The organism is Nocardioides ginkgobilobae, from assembly GCF_054781275.1.
The window spans coordinates 370,265-387,534 of record NZ_BAAGUS010000001.1 but is presented as its reverse complement, the minus strand read 5'-3'; the positions used below and the strand labels follow the sequence as shown (position 1 = coordinate 387,534).

Annotated in this window: 28 protein-coding genes; 27 read left to right on the top strand and 1 reads right to left on the bottom strand. The window is 68.2% G+C overall.

Annotation, left to right across the window (positions count from 1 at the left end; translation table 11 throughout):
- Nucleotides 1–39 precede the first annotated feature (39 nt).
- The 5 genes from rpsL (at nt 40) to trmB (ending at nt 5,167) form a co-directional block, all read left to right on the top strand.
- Nucleotides 40–414 carry a 30S ribosomal protein S12 gene (gene rpsL, locus ACYVID_RS01975; RefSeq protein ID WP_028636428.1) on the top strand — a complete coding sequence of 125 codons (375 nt, stop codon included), beginning with the start codon at nt 40–42 and terminating at the stop codon, nt 412–414.
- Between the two features lies 1 nt (nt 415).
- A complete protein-coding gene (gene rpsG, locus ACYVID_RS01970; protein ID WP_300641672.1) occupies nt 416–886 on the top strand; it encodes a 30S ribosomal protein S7 in 471 nt (156 codons plus the stop codon).
- A gap of 80 nt (nt 887–966) precedes the next feature.
- On the top strand, nt 967–3,087 hold the full coding sequence (gene fusA, locus ACYVID_RS01965) for an elongation factor G (protein ID WP_300641674.1): 2,121 nt from the start codon (nt 967–969) through the stop codon (nt 3,085–3,087).
- 69 nt (nt 3,088–3,156) lie between these two features.
- Entirely contained in the window at nt 3,157–4,350 is a 1,194-nt protein-coding gene (gene tuf / locus ACYVID_RS01960) for an elongation factor Tu (protein WP_460733883.1), read from the top strand.
- Between the two features lie 97 nt (nt 4,351–4,447).
- Nucleotides 4,448–5,167: a tRNA (guanosine(46)-N7)-methyltransferase TrmB gene (gene trmB, locus ACYVID_RS01955; RefSeq protein ID WP_460733881.1), complete on the top strand. Its 720-nt coding sequence runs from the start codon at nt 4,448–4,450 to the stop codon at nt 5,165–5,167.
- A gap of 19 nt (nt 5,168–5,186) precedes the next feature.
- Here the strand turns inward: trmB and ACYVID_RS01950 are convergent, their stop codons facing one another.
- Nucleotides 5,187–5,684 carry a carboxymuconolactone decarboxylase family protein gene (locus ACYVID_RS01950; RefSeq protein WP_460733879.1) on the bottom strand — a complete coding sequence of 166 codons (498 nt, stop codon included), beginning with the start codon at nt 5,682–5,684 and terminating at the stop codon, nt 5,187–5,189.
- Between the two features lie 430 nt (nt 5,685–6,114).
- On the opposite strand from ACYVID_RS01950, the gene rpsJ reads away from it, so the two are divergent.
- The 22 genes from rpsJ (at nt 6,115) to secY (ending at nt 17,177) form a co-directional block, all read left to right on the top strand.
- Nucleotides 6,115–6,423, top strand: coding sequence for a 30S ribosomal protein S10 (gene rpsJ / locus ACYVID_RS01945; RefSeq protein ID WP_008360994.1), 309 nt, complete (start codon nt 6,115–6,117; stop codon nt 6,421–6,423).
- An 11-nt stretch (nt 6,424–6,434) separates the two neighbouring features.
- Complete coding sequence (rplC, locus tag ACYVID_RS01940) at nt 6,435–7,094, top strand: 50S ribosomal protein L3 (protein ID WP_460733877.1); 660 nt, start codon at nt 6,435–6,437, stop codon at nt 7,092–7,094.
- Between the two features lie 2 nt (nt 7,095–7,096).
- On the top strand, nt 7,097–7,717 hold the full coding sequence (gene rplD, locus ACYVID_RS01935; protein ID WP_300645710.1) for a 50S ribosomal protein L4: 621 nt from the start codon (nt 7,097–7,099) through the stop codon (nt 7,715–7,717).
- Nucleotides 7,714–8,016 (top strand): 50S ribosomal protein L23, encoded by a 303-nt coding sequence (gene rplW / locus ACYVID_RS01930; RefSeq protein ID WP_300645708.1) that lies wholly within the window; start codon nt 7,714–7,716, stop codon nt 8,014–8,016. Before rplD ends, rplW begins: the two co-directional genes overlap by 4 nt.
- A 26-nt stretch (nt 8,017–8,042) precedes the next feature.
- Complete coding sequence (gene rplB / locus ACYVID_RS01925; protein WP_300645707.1) at nt 8,043–8,879, top strand: 50S ribosomal protein L2; 837 nt, start codon at nt 8,043–8,045, stop codon at nt 8,877–8,879.
- Nucleotides 8,880–8,884: 5 nt separating this feature from the next.
- The gene (rpsS, locus tag ACYVID_RS01920; RefSeq protein ID WP_179532009.1) at nt 8,885–9,166 is read left to right on the top strand and encodes a 30S ribosomal protein S19; all 282 of its coding nucleotides are present in this window, start codon (nt 8,885–8,887) and stop codon (nt 9,164–9,166) included.
- Nucleotides 9,163–9,594 (top strand): 50S ribosomal protein L22, encoded by a 432-nt coding sequence (gene rplV / locus ACYVID_RS01915; RefSeq protein WP_460733874.1) that lies wholly within the window; start codon nt 9,163–9,165, stop codon nt 9,592–9,594. The genes rpsS and rplV overlap by 4 nt, the downstream gene beginning before the upstream one ends.
- The gene (gene rpsC, locus ACYVID_RS01910) at nt 9,594–10,412 is read left to right on the top strand and encodes a 30S ribosomal protein S3 (protein ID WP_460733872.1); all 819 of its coding nucleotides are present in this window, start codon (nt 9,594–9,596) and stop codon (nt 10,410–10,412) included. Before rplV ends, rpsC begins: the two co-directional genes overlap by 1 nt.
- A gap of 3 nt (nt 10,413–10,415) precedes the next feature.
- A complete protein-coding gene (gene rplP / locus ACYVID_RS01905; protein ID WP_460733870.1) occupies nt 10,416–10,835 on the top strand; it encodes a 50S ribosomal protein L16 in 420 nt (139 codons plus the stop codon).
- Nucleotides 10,835–11,077, top strand: coding sequence for a 50S ribosomal protein L29 (gene rpmC / locus ACYVID_RS01900; protein WP_300645702.1), 243 nt, complete (start codon nt 10,835–10,837; stop codon nt 11,075–11,077). The genes rplP and rpmC overlap by 1 nt, the downstream gene beginning before the upstream one ends.
- Nucleotides 11,074–11,346: a 30S ribosomal protein S17 gene (gene rpsQ / locus ACYVID_RS01895; RefSeq protein ID WP_300645700.1), complete on the top strand. Its 273-nt coding sequence runs from the start codon at nt 11,074–11,076 to the stop codon at nt 11,344–11,346. The genes rpmC and rpsQ overlap by 4 nt, the downstream gene beginning before the upstream one ends.
- A gap of 95 nt (nt 11,347–11,441) precedes the next feature.
- The gene (gene rplN / locus ACYVID_RS01890) at nt 11,442–11,810 is read left to right on the top strand and encodes a 50S ribosomal protein L14 (RefSeq protein ID WP_136569994.1); all 369 of its coding nucleotides are present in this window, start codon (nt 11,442–11,444) and stop codon (nt 11,808–11,810) included.
- 3 nt (nt 11,811–11,813) lie between these two features.
- Complete coding sequence (rplX, locus tag ACYVID_RS01885) at nt 11,814–12,179, top strand: 50S ribosomal protein L24 (protein ID WP_300645699.1); 366 nt, start codon at nt 11,814–11,816, stop codon at nt 12,177–12,179.
- A 1-nt stretch (nt 12,180) separates the two neighbouring features.
- Nucleotides 12,181–12,768, top strand: coding sequence for a 50S ribosomal protein L5 (rplE, locus tag ACYVID_RS01880; RefSeq protein WP_460733866.1), 588 nt, complete (start codon nt 12,181–12,183; stop codon nt 12,766–12,768).
- Nucleotide 12,769: 1 nt separating this feature from the next.
- Nucleotides 12,770–12,955, top strand: a complete 186-nt coding sequence (locus ACYVID_RS01875) for a type Z 30S ribosomal protein S14 (RefSeq protein ID WP_010831721.1) — start codon at nt 12,770–12,772, stop codon at nt 12,953–12,955.
- Nucleotides 12,956–13,072: 117 nt separating this feature from the next.
- The gene (rpsH, locus tag ACYVID_RS01870) at nt 13,073–13,480 is read left to right on the top strand and encodes a 30S ribosomal protein S8 (RefSeq protein ID WP_179532003.1); all 408 of its coding nucleotides are present in this window, start codon (nt 13,073–13,075) and stop codon (nt 13,478–13,480) included.
- 25 nt (nt 13,481–13,505) lie between these two features.
- Nucleotides 13,506–14,045 (top strand): 50S ribosomal protein L6, encoded by a 540-nt coding sequence (gene rplF, locus ACYVID_RS01865; RefSeq protein WP_300645695.1) that lies wholly within the window; start codon nt 13,506–13,508, stop codon nt 14,043–14,045.
- 2 nt (nt 14,046–14,047) lie between these two features.
- Nucleotides 14,048–14,431, top strand: a complete 384-nt coding sequence (rplR, locus tag ACYVID_RS01860) for a 50S ribosomal protein L18 (RefSeq protein WP_300645693.1) — start codon at nt 14,048–14,050, stop codon at nt 14,429–14,431.
- A 34-nt stretch (nt 14,432–14,465) separates the two neighbouring features.
- Complete coding sequence (gene rpsE / locus ACYVID_RS01855) at nt 14,466–15,086, top strand: 30S ribosomal protein S5 (protein WP_300645691.1); 621 nt, start codon at nt 14,466–14,468, stop codon at nt 15,084–15,086.
- Entirely contained in the window at nt 15,086–15,268 is a 183-nt protein-coding gene (rpmD, locus tag ACYVID_RS01850; protein ID WP_300645690.1) for a 50S ribosomal protein L30, read from the top strand. Before rpsE ends, rpmD begins: the two co-directional genes overlap by 1 nt.
- 1 nt (nt 15,269) lies before the next feature.
- Entirely contained in the window at nt 15,270–15,710 is a 441-nt protein-coding gene (gene rplO / locus ACYVID_RS01845; RefSeq protein WP_300645689.1) for a 50S ribosomal protein L15, read from the top strand.
- Between the two features lie 165 nt (nt 15,711–15,875).
- A complete protein-coding gene (secY, locus tag ACYVID_RS01840; protein WP_300645688.1) occupies nt 15,876–17,177 on the top strand; it encodes a preprotein translocase subunit SecY in 1,302 nt (433 codons plus the stop codon).
- Nucleotides 17,178–17,270: the final 93 nt, after the last annotated feature.

Here is a 17,270-nt window from a genome sequence, read left to right as displayed (position 1 = left end):
CGCTGCGCAGAGAGTCATGACAAGAAAGGGAACCGCCAGGTGCCCACCATCAACCAGCTGGTCCGCAAGGGCCGCCAGGACAAGGTGTCGAAGAACAAGACGCCTGCCCTGAAGGGGTCTCCGCAGCGCCGTGGCGTCTGCACCCGCGTCTACACCACCACGCCGAAGAAGCCGAACTCCGCCCTGCGCAAGGTCGCCCGTGTGCGCCTGTCCAGCGGCGTCGAGGTCACTGCCTACATCCCCGGCGTGGGCCACAACCTCCAGGAGCACTCGATCGTGCTCGTCCGCGGCGGCCGTGTGAAGGACCTCCCCGGTGTCCGCTACAAGATCATCCGCGGCACGCTCGACACCCAGGGCGTGAAGAACCGCAAGCAGGCTCGCAGCCGCTACGGCGCCAAGAAGGAGAAGAGCTGACATGCCGCGCAAGGGTCCCGCTCCGAAGCGCCCCCTCGACGTCGACCCGGTCTACGGGTCGCAGCTGGTCACCCAGCTCGTCTCCAAGGTGCTGCAGGACGGCAAGAAGCAGGTCGCGCAGCGCATCGTCTACTCCGCGCTCGAGGGCTGCCGCGAGAAGACCGGCACCGACCCCGTCGTGACGCTCAAGCGTGCGATGGACAACGTCAAGCCGGCCATCGAGGTCAAGTCCCGCCGCGTCGGCGGTGCGACCTACCAGGTCCCGATCGAGGTCAAGGGCAACCGTGGCACCACGCTGGCGCTGCGCTGGCTCGTGGGCTACGCCCAGGACCGCCGCGAGAAGACCATGTCCGAGCGGCTCATGAACGAGATCCTCGACGCCTCCAACGGCCTCGGTGCCGCGGTGAAGAAGCGCGAGGACACCCACAAGATGGCCGAGTCCAACAAGGCCTTCGCCCACTACCGCTGGTGACCTCGGGCCGGGGCGGCCACCGCCGGTGCGCCGCCCCGTCCCTCCACCGCACACCCTCGACCTAAGGAACGCTGACCACAGTGGCTGTCGACATCACCACCGACCTCAAGGTCGTCCGCAACATCGGCATCATGGCGCACATCGATGCCGGCAAGACGACCACCACCGAGCGCATCCTGTTCTACACCGGTATCTCCTACAAGATCGGTGAGGTCCACGACGGCGCTGCCACGATGGACTGGATGGAGCAGGAGCAGGAGCGCGGCATCACGATCACCTCCGCCGCCACCACCTGCTGGTGGAAGAAGCACCAGATCAACATCATCGACACCCCCGGCCACGTGGACTTCACCGTCGAGGTCGAGCGCTCGCTGCGCGTCCTCGACGGCGCCGTCGCGGTCTTCGACGGTGTCGCCGGCGTGGAGCCGCAGTCGCAGACCGTGTGGCGCCAGGCCAACAAGTACGCCGTCCCGCGCATGTGCTTCGTCAACAAGCTCGACCGCACCGGCGCGGACTTCTACCGCGTCGTCGACTCGATCGTGAACAAGCTCAACGCCACCCCGCTGGTGCTGCAGATCCCGATCGGTGCCGAGGGCGACTTCATCGGCGTCGTGGACCTGGTCGAGATGAACGCCAAGGTCTGGCGCGGCGAGACCGCCCAGGGCGAGGACTACGTCGTCGAGGAGATCCCCGCGGACCTGGCCGAGAAGGCCGCCGAGTACCGCGAGAAGCTCCTCGAGACCCTCTCCGAGGCCGACGACGAGGTCATGGAGAAGTACCTCGAGGGCGAGGAGCTCAGCGTCGCCGAGCTCAAGGCCGCGATCCGTCGCGCGACCCTGGCCGACAAGCTGAACCCGATCCTCACCGGCACCGCGTTCAAGAACAAGGGCGTGCAGACCCTGCTCGACGCGATCGTCGACTACCTGCCCTCGCCGCTGGACGTCGACGCCATCACGGGTCACAAGCCCAACGCGGAGGAGACCCCCGAGAACGAGGTCTCCCGCAAGCCCTCGGCCGACGAGCCGCTGGCCGCCCTGGCGTTCAAGATCGCCTCGGACCCGCACCTGGGCAAGCTGACCTTCGTCCGCGTCTACTCCGGCACCCTCGAGGCCGGCGGTACCGTGCTGAACTCCAGCAACGGCCGCAAGGAGCGGATCGGCAAGATCTACCAGATGCACGCCAACAAGCGTGAGGAGATCGCCTCCGTCGGCGCCGGTCAGATCGTGGCCGTCATGGGTCTGAAGGACACCAAGACCGGTCACACGCTCTCGGACGCCTCCAAGCCGGTCGTTCTGGAGTCGATGACCTTCCCGGCCCCGGTGATCGAGGTCGCCATCGAGCCCAAGACCAAGTCCGACCAGGAGAAGCTGGGTGTCGCCATCCAGCGCCTGGCCGAGGAGGACCCCACCTTCGTCGTCAAGACCGACGAGGAGACCGGCCAGACCATCATCGCCGGCATGGGCGAGCTCCACCTCGAGATCCTGGTCGACCGCATGAAGCGGGAGTTCAAGGTCGAGGCCACCGTCGGCAAGCCGCAGGTCGCCTACCGCGAGACCATCCGCCGCGAGGTCAAGAACCACAGCTACACCCACAAGAAGCAGACCGGTGGTTCGGGCCAGTTCGCGAAGGTCGTCATCTCGATCGAGCCCAACATCGACGCCGAGACCGGCCTGGGTGCGGGCTACGAGTTCGCCAACAACGTCACCGGTGGTCGCGTGCCGAAGGAGTACATCCCCTCGGTCGACCAGGGTGCGCAGGACGCCATGCAGTTCGGTGTCCTCGCCGGCTACCCGATGGTGGACGTCAAGGTCTCCCTGGAGGACGGCGCCTACCACGACGTGGACTCCTCGGAGCTCGCGTTCAAGATCGCCGGCAACCAGGCCTTCAAGGAGGCCTGCCGCCAGGCCAAGCCTGTCCTGCTCGAGCCGATGTTCGCCGTGGAGGTGACGACCCCGGAGTCCTTCCTGGGTACGGTCATCGGCGACATCAACAGCCGTCGCGGTCAGGTCCGGGCGCAGGAGGAGTCCCACGGCGACCTCGTCGTGTCGGCCCTCGTCCCGCTCTCGGAGATGTTCGGGTACGTCGGTGACCTGAGGTCCAAGACCTCCGGCCAGGCGTCGTACTCGATGGAGTTCGACTCGTACGCCGAGGTTCCCTCGAACATCGCCGACGAGATCGTCAAGAAGGCACGGGGCGAGTAGTCCCCTACCCTCGGCACCACCAGTCCCACTCACGAGTCAAGCAACAAACAACACCAGGAGGAGCCCCCAGTGGCTAAGGCGAAGTTCGAGCGGACCAAGCCGCACGTCAACATCGGCACCATCGGTCACATCGACCACGGGAAGACGACGCTCACCGCGGCGATTTCCAAGGTGCTGCACGACAAGTACCCGGACCTGAACGAGGCGTCGCCCTTCGACTCCATCGACAAGGCCCCCGAGGAGCGCCAGCGCGGCATCACCATCTCGATCGCCCACATCGAGTACCAGACCGAGCAGCGCCACTACGCGCACGTCGACTGCCCCGGTCACGCCGACTACATCAAGAACATGATCACCGGCGCGGCGCAGATGGACGGCGCGATCCTCGTGGTCGCCGCCACCGACGGCCCGATGCCGCAGACCCGCGAGCACGTGCTGCTCGCGCGCCAGGTCGGCGTGCCCGCCCTGGTCGTCGCGCTCAACAAGTGCGACATGGTCGACGACGAGGAGCTCATCGAGCTCGTCGAGATGGAGGTGCGCGAGCTCCTCTCCGAGTACGAGTTCCCGGGCGACGACGTCCCCGTGGTCCGCGTGGCGGCCTTCCCGGCGCTCAACGGCGACCAGAAGTGGGCCGACTCGATCGGCGAGCTCATGGAGGCCGTGGACTCCTACATCCCGCAGCCCGAGCGCGACACCGACAAGCCGTTCCTCATGCCCGTCGAGGACGTCTTCACGATCACCGGTCGTGGCACCGTGGTCACGGGCCGCATCGAGCGCGGCATCGTCAAGGTCGGCGAGGAGATCGAGATCCTCGGCATCCGCGAGACCTCCGCCAAGACCACCGTCACCGGTGTGGAGATGTTCCGCAAGCTCCTCGACGAGGGCCAGGCGGGCGAGAACGTCGGTCTGCTCCTCCGCGGCACCAAGCGTGAGGACGTCGAGCGCGGCATGGTGCTGGCGAAGCCGGGCACCACGACCCCGCACACCAACTTCGACGCCTCGGTCTACATCCTGTCGAAGGAGGAGGGCGGCCGTCACACGCCGTTCTTCAACAACTACCGCCCGCAGTTCTACTTCCGCACCACGGACGTGACCGGCGTCGTGACCCTCCCCGAGGGCACCGAGATGGTCATGCCGGGCGACAACACCGAGATGGCCGTCGAGCTCATCCAGCCGATCGCCATGGACGAGGGTCTGCGCTTCGCGATCCGCGAGGGCGGTCGCACCGTCGGCGCGGGCCGCGTCACCAAGATCACCAAGTGATCCCCGCCGGTCGCTGACCGGCACCAGTCACACCAGGACGGCCCCGGACCTCTCGAGGTCCGGGGCCGCTCTGCGTCCCGACCCCCGTGAGGAACCCATGTCCCAGGTGCCCCCCGCACGCCCGCACCAGAAGCTGACCGAGGACGGTCGGCGGATGCGCGAGGTGCTCAGCTACAGCCGCCGCGGCAGCCGCTTCACCCCGCGCCAGCAGGAGGCCTGGGACGCCCATGCCGAGGCCTGGGTCGTGCCCGACGAGGCGATCGACCGGCCTGGGTTCGACCTGGCCGAGGTCTTCGGCCGCTCGGCGCCGCTCGTCGTGGAGATCGGCTGCGGGGTGGGGGAGGCCACCGGCGTGCTGGCCGCAGCGCGACCCGACTGCAACGTCCTGGCGCTGGAGGTCTGGCTGCCCGGGGTGGCCGCCTCGCTGGCCGAGGTCGCCGCCGCCGGGGCGCAGAACGTCCGGTTCTGCTCCGTCGACGCCGTCTGGTCGCTGCAGCACCTCGTGCCGGCCGGCGGCCTGGAGGAGCTGTGGACGTTCTTCCCCGACCCCTGGCCCAAGGCGCGGCACCACAAGCGCCGCCTGGTGCAGCCCGACTTCGCCGCGCTGGTGGCCTCCCGGTTGCGCCCGGGAGGCGCCTGGCGCCTGGCGACCGACTGGGCGCCGTACGCCGAGCACATGCAGGCCGTCCTGGACGCGGAGCCCGCCTTGGAGGGCGGGGTCGTCGAGCGGTGGGCCGAGCGGCCCGTCACGAAGTTCGAGCGCAAGGGCCTCGAGGTCGGTCGCGAGATCACCGACCTGCTCTACCGCCGGGTCTGAGGCGGCCCTCGGCCGGGGGTCAGTCGCGCGCGCCGGGCACGTGCGCCGGCAGCGAGCACACCTCGTCGAGCCCGGTGACACGGTTCAGCCGCCCGAAGGCGATCCACGAGCCCAGGCACATGGTCAGCTCGACCACCTGCCGGTCGTCGTACGCCGCCCGCATCCGCGACCAGAAGTCCTCGTCGAGCCCGTGGTGCTCGGTGGCGAAGCGCTCGGCGTACTCCGCGGCCAGGCGCTCGCGCTCACCGAGCGCGCTGCTGGTGCGCCACGCGGTGACCTCGTCGAAGAACCCCTCCTCGACCCGCTGGCCGTCCCGCTCGGTGCGGTAGTCGAGGCAGAACAGGCAGCCGTTCACGCGGGCGATGGTCAGCCTGGCCGCCTCGAACTCGCGCAGCGCCAGGGTGGAGTGGGCATAGACGGCCGCCGAGAACGCAGCGGCCGCCGGCCCGATGCCGGGGACGAGCTCTCCCCACACGTAGACCAGCGGGTCCTTCCCCTCCGGGACGTCGATGATCACAGGGCCTCCAGGGTCCGGGGTCGCCGCCGAATTTGTCGGGGCGGGCAGCGTCTGCCAAGATAGCCCGGTTGCTCCGGCGGGTCGCCGGGGCGTGCCACACCTTGACTTCTGAATCGTGTCTCCCGCACCAGCTGGTGCAGATACCTCAGTCGTCGCGCGTGCGGCCGCCGTCCTCCGAAGTCTGGGGGAAGCCTTGCAGCGATGCGGGGGGAGACCCGATCAGCCCGATGAACCATCGGGTGCCACCACAGCACACAGCAGCAGGACCCCGGTCCAGCGGCGTGCGCGGACATCTGTCCAGGATGTGCGACACGCCCGACCGCGGGGGTCGGTCGCTGGTGGGGGTGGAGCACAGGGCGGGACCGACTCAAGCCCGAGGACGCCCCGGACTACAGCACGCGGTTGACGAGTAGAAGGACGAGAGAGACCTATGGCGGGACAGAAGATCCGCATCAGGCTCAAGGCCTATGACCACGAGGTGATCGACACCTCGGCGCGCAAGATCGTGGACACCGTCACCCGCACGGGTGCCAAGGTCGCCGGCCCCGTGCCGCTGCCGACCGAGAAGAACGTGTACTGCGTCATCCGCTCGCCCCACAAGTACAAGGACTCCCGCGAGCACTTCGAGATGCGCACGCACAAGCGCCTCATCGACATCATCGACCCCACGCCGAAGACCGTCGACTCGCTCATGCGCCTGGACCTCCCGGCGGGCGTCGACATCGAGATCAAGCTCTGAGGTCAGACGACATGACTTTCGAACGCAACGTGAAGGGCCTGCTGGGCACCAAGCTCGGCATGACCCAGCTCTGGGACGAGAACAACAAGGTCGTCCCCGTGACCGTCGTCGCCGCGGCGACCAACGTGGTCACCCAGGTCCGCACCCCTGAGGTCGACGGCTACAACGCCGTCCAGATCGGGTACGGCGAGATCGACGGCCGCAAGGTCACCAAGCCCAAGGCGGGTCACTTCGCCAAGGCCGAGGTGACCCCCCGCCGCCACCTGGTCGAGATCCGTACCGCCTCCGCCGCCGACTACTCCGTCGGCCAGGAGCTCGCCGTCGACACCTTCGCCGCCGGCGAGGAGATCGACGTGACGGGCACCAGCAAGGGCAAGGGCTTCGCGGGCACGATGAAGCGCCACGGCTTCGCCGGTGTCTCGGCGTCGCACGGTGCTCACCGCAACCACCGCAAGCCCGGCTCGATCGGCGCCTGCGCGACCCCCGGTCGCGTCTTCAAGGGTGTCCGGATGGCCGGCCGCATGGGTGGCGACACCGTCACCACGCAGAACATCACCGTGCACGCGGTCGACACCGAGAAGGGCCTGATCCTGCTCAAGGGCGCCGTCCCCGGCCCCAAGGGTGGTCTCGTGGTCCTCCGCTCCGCCGCCAAGAAGACCCAGGAGGCCTGAGCATGTCTGCCAAGACCGTCAAGGTCGACCTGCCCGCCGAGATCTTCGACGTCAAGGTCAACATCCCGTTGATCCACCAGGTCGTCGTCGCGCAGCAGGCCGCCGCCCGCCAGGGCACGCACGCCACCAAGACCCGCGGCGAGGTCCGCGGCGGTGGCCGCAAGCCCTACAAGCAGAAGGGCACCGGCCGCGCCCGCCAGGGCTCGACCCGTGCGCCGCAGTTCGCCGGCGGTGGCACCGTCCACGGCCCGCAGCCGCGCAGCTACGACCAGCGCACCCCCAAGAAGATGAAGGTCGCCGCCCTGCGCGGTGCCCTCTCCGACCGGGCGCAGAACGGCCGCATCCACGTCGTGGAGGCCCTGGTCTCGGGTGACAAGCCCTCGACCAAGGCCGGCATCGCCGCGCTGACCGGGCTGAGCGACCGCACGAAGTTCCTCGTGGTCCTCGAGCGCACCGACACCCTCACCTGGCTGTCGCTGCGCAACGCCCCGCAGGTGCACATCGTGGCCGTCGACCAGCTCAACACCTACGACGTGCTCGCCTCCGACGACGTGGTCTTCACCAAGGGCGCGTACGACGTGTTCGTGGGCGCCGGTACCGCCGAGAAGGAGGCCACCAAGTGAGCACCCTGCACAAGGACCACCGCGACGTCCTGATCGCGCCGGTCGTGTCCGAGAAGAGCTACGGCCTGCTCGACGCCAACAAGTACACCTTCATCGTGCGTCCCGACGCCAACAAGACCGAGATCAAGATCGCGGTCGAGAAGGTCTTCGGCGTCAAGGTCACCTCCGTGAACACGCTGAACCGCACCGGCAAGTCCCGCCGCACCAAGTACGGCATGGGCAAGCGCAAGGACACCAAGCGCGCCATCGTGAGCCTCGCCGAGGGTCACCGCATCGACATCTTCGGCCAGGTCGGCTGACCGGGCGAGACGAGGAAACAAGAGCAATGGCTATCCGCAAGTACAAGCCGACCACCCCGGGCCGTCGTGGCTCGTCGGTCGCCGACTTCGTCGAGATCACCCGCACCACGCCGGAGAAGTCCCTGACGGTGCCGCTGCCCAAGAAGGGCGGCCGCAACAACCAGGGCCGGATCACCACCCGTCACCAGGGTGGCGGCCACAAGCGTGCGTACCGGATCATCGACTTCCGTCGCTACGACAAGGACGGCGTCCCCGCGAAGGTCGCCCACATCGAGTACGACCCCAACCGCACGGCGCGCATCGCGCTGCTGCACTACGCCGACGGCGAGAAGCGCTACATCGTGGCGCCGAAGGACCTGACGCAGGGGACGCGCATCGAGTCCGGCCCGCAGGCCGACATCAAGCCCGGCAACAACCTGCCGCTGCGCAACATCCCCGTCGGCACGACGATCCACTGCGTGGAGCTGCGTCCCGGCGGCGGGGCCAAGATGGCCCGCTCGGCCGGCAACAGCGCCCAGCTCGTCGCCCGTGAGGGCTCGCGCGCCACGCTGCGCCTGCCGTCCGGCGAGATGCGCTTCGTCGACGTGCGCTGCCGCGCCACCGTCGGCGAGGTGGGCAACGCCGAGCAGTCCAACATCAACTGGGGCAAGGCCGGCCGCATGCGCTGGAAGGGCAAGCGCCCGACCGTCCGCGGTGTCGTCATGAACCCGGTCGACCACCCGCACGGTGGTGGTGAGGGCAAGACCTCCGGTGGTCGCCACCCGGTCTCGCCCTGGGGCAAGCCCGAGGGCCGCACGCGCAAGCGCAAGGCCTCCGACGCCCAGATCATCCGTCGTCGCAAGTCCGGCAAGGGTAGGAAGTAACCGACATGCCTCGCAGCCTGAAGAAGGGCCCCTTCGTCGACGACCACCTGATGAAGAAGGTGGACGCCGAGAACGAGAAGGGCAGCCACAACGTCATCAAGACGTGGTCGCGCCGCTCGATGATCGTGCCGGCCATGATCGGCCACACGATCGCCGTGCACGACGGTCGCAAGCACGTCCCGGTCTTCGTGTCCGACTCCATGGTCGGCCACAAGCTGGGCGAGTTCGCGCCCACCCGCACCTACAAGGGTCACGTCAAGGAAGACCGGAAGGGACGGCGTCGATGAGCACCACCGACCGAGTGCGCACCAGCGCACGCCGCGAGTCGCTGCTGGGTGACCAGCCCGGCGCCTTCGCGTCCGCCCGCTTCACGCGGATCACGCCCATGAAGGCCCGCCGGGTCGTCGACCTGGTCCGCGGCCTGCCCGTGGGCGAGGCGCACGCGATCTTGTCGTTCGCCCCGCAGGCGGCCGCCGAGACCGTCCTCAAGGTCCTGGAGTCGGCCGTCGCCAACGCCGAGACCACCGAGGGCCTCGACGCCGACGACCTGGTCGTCTCCGTCGCCATGGTGGACGAGGGCCCGACCATGAAGCGCTGGCGTCCCCGCGCCCAGGGTCGCGCCACCCGCATCAACAAGCGGACCAGCCACATCACGCTGGTCGTCCAGCCGGCCGACGTCGTGGCCGCGAAGAAGAAGAACGGGAAGGGTGCCTGATGGGCCAGAAGATCAACCCGAACGGCTTCCGTCTCGGCATCTCCACGGACCACAAGTCCCGCTGGTACGCCGACAAGCTGTACAAGGCGTACGTCGGTGAGGACGTCGCGATCCGCAAGCTGCTCAGCAAGGGCATGGAGCGGGCCGGCATCTCCAAGGTCGAGATCGAGCGGACCCGGGACCGCGTGCGGGTGGACATCCACACCGCGCGTCCGGGCATCGTGATCGGCCGTCGTGGCGCCGAGGCCGACCGCATCCGCGGCGAGCTCGAGAAGCTCACCGGCAAGCAGGTGCAGCTGAACATCCTCGAGGTCAAGAACCCCGAGGTCGACGCACAGCTGGTCGCCCAGGGTGTCGCCGAGCAGCTCACCGGTCGTGTGCAGTTCCGCCGCGCCATGCGCAAGGCGATGCAGACCACGATGCGCTCGGGTGCCAAGGGCATCCGGATCCAGTGCTCGGGCCGCCTCAACGGCGCCGAGATGTCGCGCACCGAGTTCTACCGCGAGGGCCGCGTGCCCCTGCACACCCTGCGCGCGGACATCGACTACGGCTTCTACGAGGCCAAGACGACCTTCGGCCGCATCGGCGTGAAGGTCTGGATCTACAAGGGTGAGGTCGCCGGCTCCCGTGCCGAGCGCCAGGCTCAGGCCGCCGCCCGCGCCGGTGTCCCCGGCCGCAGCGGTCGTCCGACCCGCGGTGGCGAGCGTCCGAGCCGTGGCTCGCGCGCTGGCGAGCGCCCCACCCGTGCCGACCGCGAGCAGACGACCGAGGCCCCGGCCGAGGCTGCTGCTCCCGCCGAGACCCCTTCGGAGGCCTGAGTCATGCTGATGCCCCGTCGCGTCAAGCACCGCAAGCAGCACCACCCCAAGCGGACCGGGATGGCCAAGGGCGGCACCACGCTCGCCTTCGGCGACTTCGGTATCCAGGCGATCGAGGGTCACTACGTGACCAACCGGCAGATCGAGTCGGCCCGTATCGCCATGACCCGTCACATCAAGCGTGGCGGCAAGGTGTGGATCAACATCTACCCGGACCGTCCGCTGACCAAGAAGCCCGCCGAGACCCGCATGGGTTCGGGCAAGGGCTCGCCGGAGTGGTGGGTCGCCAACGTCAAGCCCGGTCGCGTCATGTTCGAGCTCTCCGGTGTCCCCGAGGACGTCGCCCGCGAGGCCATGCGCCGCGCGATCCACAAGCTCCCCATGAAGTGCCGGTTCGTGTCCCGAGAGGCGGGTGAATTCTGATGGCCAACGGTGTGAAGGCCCACGAGCTCGACGACCTGACCGACGTCGACCTGGAGTCCCGCCTGCGCGAGGCCAAGGAGGAGCTCTTCAACCTCCGCTTCCAGGCGGCCACCGGCCAGCTGGAGAGCCACGGCCGTCTCCGCACGGTCAAGAAGGACATCGCCCGGATCTACACCGTGGTGCGCGAGCGCGAGCTCGGCATCCGGACCGCGCCGGGCTCGAGCGACGAGGACGAGAAGTGAGCGAGACCCAGACCACCGAGCGCAACAGCCGCAAGACCCGCGAGGGTCTCGTGGTGAGCGACAAGATGGACAAGACCGTCGTCGTCACCGTCGAGGACCGCGTCAAGCACGCGCTGTACGGCAAGGTCCTGCGTCGCACGAGCAAGCTCAAGGCGCACGACGAGGCCAACGAGTGCGGCATCGGCGACCGGGTCCTGATCATGGAGACCCGACCCCTGTCGGCCACCAAGCGCTGGCGGGTCGTCGAGATCCTCGAGCGAGCCAAGTGACTCCTCGCCGCGAGGCGAGCCCCACCCCCATGTAGTTCGGCCAGGCTCACCGACCACCGCGTCGGTGAGAACCAGCACGACGACCAGGAGAGAAAATGATTCAGCAGGAGTCGCGGCTCAAGGTCGCCGACAACACCGGTGCGAAGGAGATCCTCTGCATCCGTGTTCTCGGTGGCTCGGGCCGCCGCTACGCCGGGATCGGTGACACCATCGTCGCCACCGTCAAGGACGCCATCCCGGGTGGCAACGTCAAGAAGGGCGACGTCGTCAAGGCCGTCGTCGTGCGCACCGTCAAGGAGCGCCGCCGGCCCGACGGGTCCTACATCCGCTTCGACGAGAACGCGGCCGTGATCCTCAAGAACGACGGCGAGCCGCGGGGCACCCGCATCTTCGGCCCCGTCGGTCGCGAGCTGCGCGACAAGAAGTTCATGAAGATCATCTCGCTGGCGCCGGAGGTGCTCTGAGCCATGGGGAAGAACAGCGTGAACATCAAGAAGGGCGACACCGTCAAGGTCATCGCCGGCAAGGACAAGGGCGCCGAGGGCAAGGTGATCCAGGTGCTCCGTGAGGAGCAGCGGGTCATCGTCGAGGGCGTGAACCGCATCAAGCGGCACACCAAGGTCGTCAACCAGGGCGGTCGCGCCGGCACCACCGGCGGCATCATCACCGCCGAGGCGCCGATCCACGTGTCCAACGTGATGCTGGTCGAGGGCGACGGCGTGACCCGGATCGGCTTCAAGCGCGTGCCGGTCACCAAGCGTCGTCCCGACGGCTCGACCTACGAGGCCGAGCGCAGCGTCCGCATCTCCCGCAAGAGCGGCAAGGAGATCTGAGATGACCGAGACCACCACCGAGACCCCCGCGACCGCGGCCAAGGTCACGCCCCGGCTCAAGACCCGCTACCGCGAGGAGATCATCCCCGCGCTGCAGTCCGAGTTCGAGATCAAGAACATCATGCAGGTCCCGGGCCTGACCAAGATCGTGGTCAACATGGGTGTGGGCGAGGCCGCCCGCGACTCCAAGCTGATCGAGGGCGCCGTGCGCGACCTCACCGCGATCACCGGCCAGAAGCCGACCGTGACGAAGGCGCGCAAGTCGATCGCCCAGTTCAAGCTGCGCGAGGGCATGCCCATCGGCGCCCACGTGACGCTGCGCGGCGACCGCATGTGGGAGTTCGCCGACCGGCTGCTCTCCATCGCCCTGCCCCGCATCCGTGACTTCCGCGGCCTCTCGCCCAAGCAGTTCGACGGCCGTGGCAACTACACCTTCGGTCTGACCGAGCAGGTCATGTTCCACGAGATCGACCAGGACAAGATCGACCGCTCGCGCGGCATGGACATCACCGTGGTCACCACCGCGACCAACGACGACCAGGGCCGCGCGCTGCTCAAGCAGCTCGGCTTCCCGTTCAAGGAGAACTGACATGGCGAAGACTTCGCTGAAGGTCAAGGCTGCGCGCAAGCCCAAGTTCGCCGTGCGTGGCTACACCCGCTGCCAGCGCTGCGGCCGGCCCAAGGCCGTCTACCGCAAGTTCGGCCTGTGCCGCATCTGCCTGCGCGAGATGGCCCACCGCGGCGAGCTCCCCGGCGTGACCAAGTCCTCCTGGTAATCGCTCGGGGGCTCCGCCCCCGAGTACCCCCGGACCACCGTTGCGGTCCGCTGAACTCGATAGCTGCAGGTCGTCCCGCCGGCCGGGACGAAACCACAGGGAAAGAACACACACCTCATGACGATGACTGACCCGATCGCAGACATGCTGACCCGTCTGCGCAACGCCAACCAGGCGTACCACGACTCGGTGTCGATGCCCTACAGCAAGCTCAAGCAGGGCGTGGCCGACATCCTCCAGCAGGAGGGCTACATCACCTCCTACACCGTGGCGGACCCGGCCGAGGGCGAGGTCGGCAAGACGCTGACCATCACCCTGAAGTACGGCCGCAACCGCGAGCGCTCCATCGCGGGCGTGCGCCGCATCAGCAAGCCCGGCCTGCGGGTCTACGCCAAGCACACCGGTCTTCCCAAGGTGCTCGGCGGCCTGGGCGTCGCGATCATCTCGACGAGCCAGGGCCTGCTGACCGACCGCCAGGCCAACCAGAAGGGCGTGGGTGGGGAAGTCCTCGCCTACGTCTGGTGACGAGAGAGACGAGAGGAGAAAACGCATGTCGCGCATTGGCAAGCTCCCCGTCCCGGTCCCGTCCGGGGTCGACGTCTCCATCGACGGCGCCACGGTGACGGTCAAGGGCCCCAAGGGCACCCTGAGCCACGCCGTCGCCGCCCCGATCGTGGTCGAGAAGGGCGAGGGCGTCCTGGACGTCAAGCGTCCCAACGACGAGCGTGAGTCGAAGTCGCTCCACGGCCTCACCCGCACGCTGGTCAACAACATGGTCGTGGGCGTGACCGAGGGCTACGAGAAGAAGCTCGAGATCGTGGGCGTCGGTTACCGCGTCCTGTCCAAGGGCCCCACCCAGCTGGAGTTCCAGCTCGGCTACAGCCACCCGATCATCTTCGACGCCCCCGAGGGCATCACCTTCGCCGTCGAGGGCCCGACCAAGCTCGGTGTCCAGGGCATCGACAAGCAGCTGGTCGGCGAGGTCGCCGCGAACATCCGCAAGCTCCGCAAGCCCGAGCCCTACAAGGGCAAGGGCGTGCGCTACGCCGGCGAGCACATCCGCCGCAAGGTCGGAAAGGCTGGTAAGTGACCATGGGTATCGCACTGTCGAACCACAAGCACACCGCTACCAAGACCCGGGCGCGCCTGCGCCGCCAGGTCCGTGGTCGCAAGAAGATCCAGGGGACCGCGGAGCGGCCTCGCCTGGTCGTCACCCGCAGCGCCAAGCACATCTCGGTCCAGGTCGTCGACGACCTGGTCGGCAAGACGCTGGCCAGCGCCTCCACCATGGAGGCCGACGTGCGGGCCACGTCCGGCGACAAGACCGCCAAGGCGAAGAAGGTCGGCGAGCTCGTCGCCGAGCGCGCCAAGGCTGCTGGTGTCGACGGGGTCGTCTTCGACCGCGCCGGCAACAAGTACCACGGTCGCATCGCGGCCCTGGCCGATGCCGCCCGTGAGGGCGGCCTGACCTTCTGATCGCAGACAGAGCAAGAGAGAAGAGGAAAGTCTCATGAGCGGAGCCCAGCGCGGACAGCGCGGTGGCGAGCGCCGTGGAGGCCGTGACGACCGTCGCGGTGGCCAGGGCGCGGACAAGACCGCCTACATCGAGCGCGTCGTTGCGATCAACCGTGTCGCCAAGGTCGTGAAGGGTGGTCGTCGCTTCAGCTTCACCGCCCTCGTGGTCGTCGGTGACGGTGAGGGTCTGGTCGGCGTCGGCTACGGCAAGGCCAAGGAGGTGCCTGCGGCGATCGCCAAGGGTGTCGAGGAGGCCAAGAAGAACTTCTTCCGCGTCCCGCGGATCCAGGGCACCATCCCTCACCCGGTCCAGGGCGAGAAGGCGGCCGGCGTGGTCATGCTGCGTCCCGCCGCTCCCGGTACCGGTGTGATCGCCGGTGGCCCGGTGCGCGCGGTGCTGGAGTGCGCCGGCATCCACGACATCCTCAGCAAGTCGCTGGGCTCGTCGAACCAGATCAACATCGTCCACGCGACGGTGGAGGCCCTGCGGATGCTCGAGCAGCCCGAGGCCGTCGCCGCCCGTCGTGGTCTCACCGTCGAGCAGGTCACCCCGGCCGCGCTGCTGAAGGCGCGCGCCGAGGTCCCGGCCGGTGTCTCGCAGGAGGTGTCCTCCTGATGGCGCAGCTGAAGATCCAGCAGATGAAGTCCACGATCGGCTGCAAGGCCAACCAGCGCGAGACCGTGCGCACGCTCGGCCTCAAGCGGATCGGCGACGTGGTCGTCAAGGAGGACCGCCCGGAGATCCGCGGCATGGTCCACACCGTCCGTCACCTGGTGACGGTCGAGGAGGTCGAGTGACATGACGCTCAAGCTGCACAACCTGAAGCCGGCTCCCGGCGCCAAGACCGCCAAGACCCGCGTCGGTCGCGGTGAGGGCTCGAAGGGCAAGACCGCCGGCCGTGGTACCAAGGGCACCAAGGCCCGGTACCAGGTGCCGGTCGCCTTCGAGGGTGGCCAGATGCCGATCCACATGCGGCTCCCCAAGCTGAAGGGCTTCAAGAACCCCTTCAAGGTGGAGTTCCAGGTGGTGAACCTCGACAAGATCAGCGCGCTGTTCCCCGAGGGTGGCGCCGTCACCGTCGAGGACCTGGTCGCCAAGGGCGCCGTCCGCAAGAACGAGCTGGTCAAGGTCCTGGGCCAGGGCGAGATCTCGGTCAAGGTCGACGTGACCGCGCACGCCTTCTCCGCCTCCGCGGTCTCCAAGATCGAGGCCGCGGGCGGCTCGACCACCACGGTCTGACCCGACCCACCGGGTACGAGGGCGCGGGTGCACGCCGTAGAGGCGACGCACCCGCGCCCTTGCCGTACCCCCGCTCGACGACCTGCCCGGTAGCCGCCTGTTAGGCTTCCGGAGGCTTTCCGGGCCCGCCCGGGGAGCCACAACTGTGTGGAGAAAGAGGATCTCGTGCTCGGCGCCTTCGCCAACGCTTTCCGGACGCCCGACCTGCGTCGCAAGCTGCTGTTCGTCCTGATGATCATCGTGATCTTCCGGGCCGGCTCGCAGATCCCTGCGCCCGGGGTGAACGTCGCCAACGTGCGCCAGTGCATCGACCTGGCCTCCCAGGGGGAGAACGCCAGCCTCTACAGCCTGGTGAACCTGTTCTCCGGCGGAGCGCTGCTCCAGCTCACGATCTTCGCGCTCGGGATCATGCCGTACATCACCGCGAGCATCATCCTGCAGCTGCTGGTGGTGGTGATCCCGCGGCTGGAGGCCCTCAAGAAGGAGGGCCAGGCCGGCCAGACCAAGATCACCCAGTACACCCGCTACCTCACGCTGGGCCTGGCCCTGCTCCAGGCGACCGGCATCGTGGCCCTGGCCCGCTCGGGCAACCTCCTGCAGTGCAACCTCGACCTGCTGCACTCCAACAGCACCAGCACCTTCCTGGTCATGGTCGTGACCATGACCGCCGGCACCGCGGTGATCATGTGGCTCGGCGAGCTCATCACCGAGCGCGGCGTCGGCAACGGCATGTCGATCCTGATCTTCTGCCAGGTCGTCGCCACCTTCCCGGGCGCGCTCTGGGAGGTCGGCAAGAGCCAGGGCTGGTGGACCTTCGGCGTCGTGCTGGTCATCGGCCTGGTCATCGTCGCGGCCGTCATCTTCATCGAGCAGGCGCAGCGCCGCATCCCGGTGCAGTACGCCCGGCGCATGGTCGGGCGCAAGATGTTCGGCGGCTCCTCGACCTACATCCCGCTCAAGGTCAACCAGGCCGGCATCATCCCGGTCATCTTCGCCAGCTCGCTGCTCTACCTGCCGGCCATGGCCGTGCAGTTCAACCAGAACAGCACCTCGGGCTGGGTCAGCTGGGTCAGCCGCTATTTCGTCACCGGCGACCACCCGCTCTACATGGCCGCCTACTTCGGCCTCATCGTCTTCTTCACCTACTTCTACGTCTCGATCACCTTCAACCCGCACGAGGTGGCCGACAACATGAAGAAGTACGGCGGCTTCATCCCCGGGATCCGGGCGGGCAAGCCGACCGAGGACTACCTGTCCTACGTCCTGTCCCGCATCACCGCTCCTGGCGCGCTCTACCTCGGGCTCATCGCCCTGATCCCGCTCATCGCCCTGGTCCTCATCGACGCGAACCAGAACTTCCCGTTCGGCGGCACGTCCATCCTCATCATGGTCGGCGTGGCCCTGGACACGGTGAAGCAGATCGAGAGCCAGCTGCAGCAGCGCAACTACGAAGGATTCCTCAAGTAAGTGACCACCCTCAGCCCTTACGCTCGCCAGGCGCGGCCCGGGCACGCACATCGCTGCGTTGTCGGCGCTCGCCGGGACTCCGTCCCGTCTTCG

Bases quoted from the DNA above. Each gene is read 5' to 3' on its own strand.
- rpsG (WP_300641672.1), top strand. From the start codon at position 416: ATGCCGCGCAAGGGTCCCGCTCCGAAGCGCCCCCTCGACGTCGACCCG.
- trmB (WP_460733881.1), top strand. From the start codon at position 4,448: ATGTCCCAGGTGCCCCCCGCACGCCCGCACCAGAAGCTGACCGAGGAC.
- rpsJ (WP_008360994.1), top strand. From the start codon at position 6,115: ATGGCGGGACAGAAGATCCGCATCAGGCTCAAGGCCTATGACCACGAG.
- rplC (WP_460733877.1), top strand. From the start codon at position 6,435: ATGACTTTCGAACGCAACGTGAAGGGCCTGCTGGGCACCAAGCTCGGC.
- rplD (WP_300645710.1), top strand. From the start codon at position 7,097: ATGTCTGCCAAGACCGTCAAGGTCGACCTGCCCGCCGAGATCTTCGAC.
- rplB (WP_300645707.1), top strand. From the start codon at position 8,043: ATGGCTATCCGCAAGTACAAGCCGACCACCCCGGGCCGTCGTGGCTCG.
- rpsS (WP_179532009.1), top strand. From the start codon at position 8,885: ATGCCTCGCAGCCTGAAGAAGGGCCCCTTCGTCGACGACCACCTGATG.
- rplV (WP_460733874.1), top strand. From the start codon at position 9,163: ATGAGCACCACCGACCGAGTGCGCACCAGCGCACGCCGCGAGTCGCTG.
- rpsC (WP_460733872.1), top strand. From the start codon at position 9,594: ATGGGCCAGAAGATCAACCCGAACGGCTTCCGTCTCGGCATCTCCACG.
- rplP (WP_460733870.1), top strand. From the start codon at position 10,416: ATGCTGATGCCCCGTCGCGTCAAGCACCGCAAGCAGCACCACCCCAAG.
- rpmC (WP_300645702.1), top strand. From the start codon at position 10,835: ATGGCCAACGGTGTGAAGGCCCACGAGCTCGACGACCTGACCGACGTC.
- rplN (WP_136569994.1), top strand. From the start codon at position 11,442: ATGATTCAGCAGGAGTCGCGGCTCAAGGTCGCCGACAACACCGGTGCG.
- rplX (WP_300645699.1), top strand. From the start codon at position 11,814: ATGGGGAAGAACAGCGTGAACATCAAGAAGGGCGACACCGTCAAGGTC.
- rplE (WP_460733866.1), top strand. From the start codon at position 12,181: ATGACCGAGACCACCACCGAGACCCCCGCGACCGCGGCCAAGGTCACG.
- ACYVID_RS01875 (WP_010831721.1), top strand. From the start codon at position 12,770: ATGGCGAAGACTTCGCTGAAGGTCAAGGCTGCGCGCAAGCCCAAGTTC.
- rpsH (WP_179532003.1), top strand. From the start codon at position 13,073: ATGACGATGACTGACCCGATCGCAGACATGCTGACCCGTCTGCGCAAC.
- rplF (WP_300645695.1), top strand. From the start codon at position 13,506: ATGTCGCGCATTGGCAAGCTCCCCGTCCCGGTCCCGTCCGGGGTCGAC.
- rplR (WP_300645693.1), top strand. From the start codon at position 14,048: ATGGGTATCGCACTGTCGAACCACAAGCACACCGCTACCAAGACCCGG.
- rpsE (WP_300645691.1), top strand. From the start codon at position 14,466: ATGAGCGGAGCCCAGCGCGGACAGCGCGGTGGCGAGCGCCGTGGAGGC.
- rpmD (WP_300645690.1), top strand. From the start codon at position 15,086: ATGGCGCAGCTGAAGATCCAGCAGATGAAGTCCACGATCGGCTGCAAG.
- rplO (WP_300645689.1), top strand. From the start codon at position 15,270: ATGACGCTCAAGCTGCACAACCTGAAGCCGGCTCCCGGCGCCAAGACC.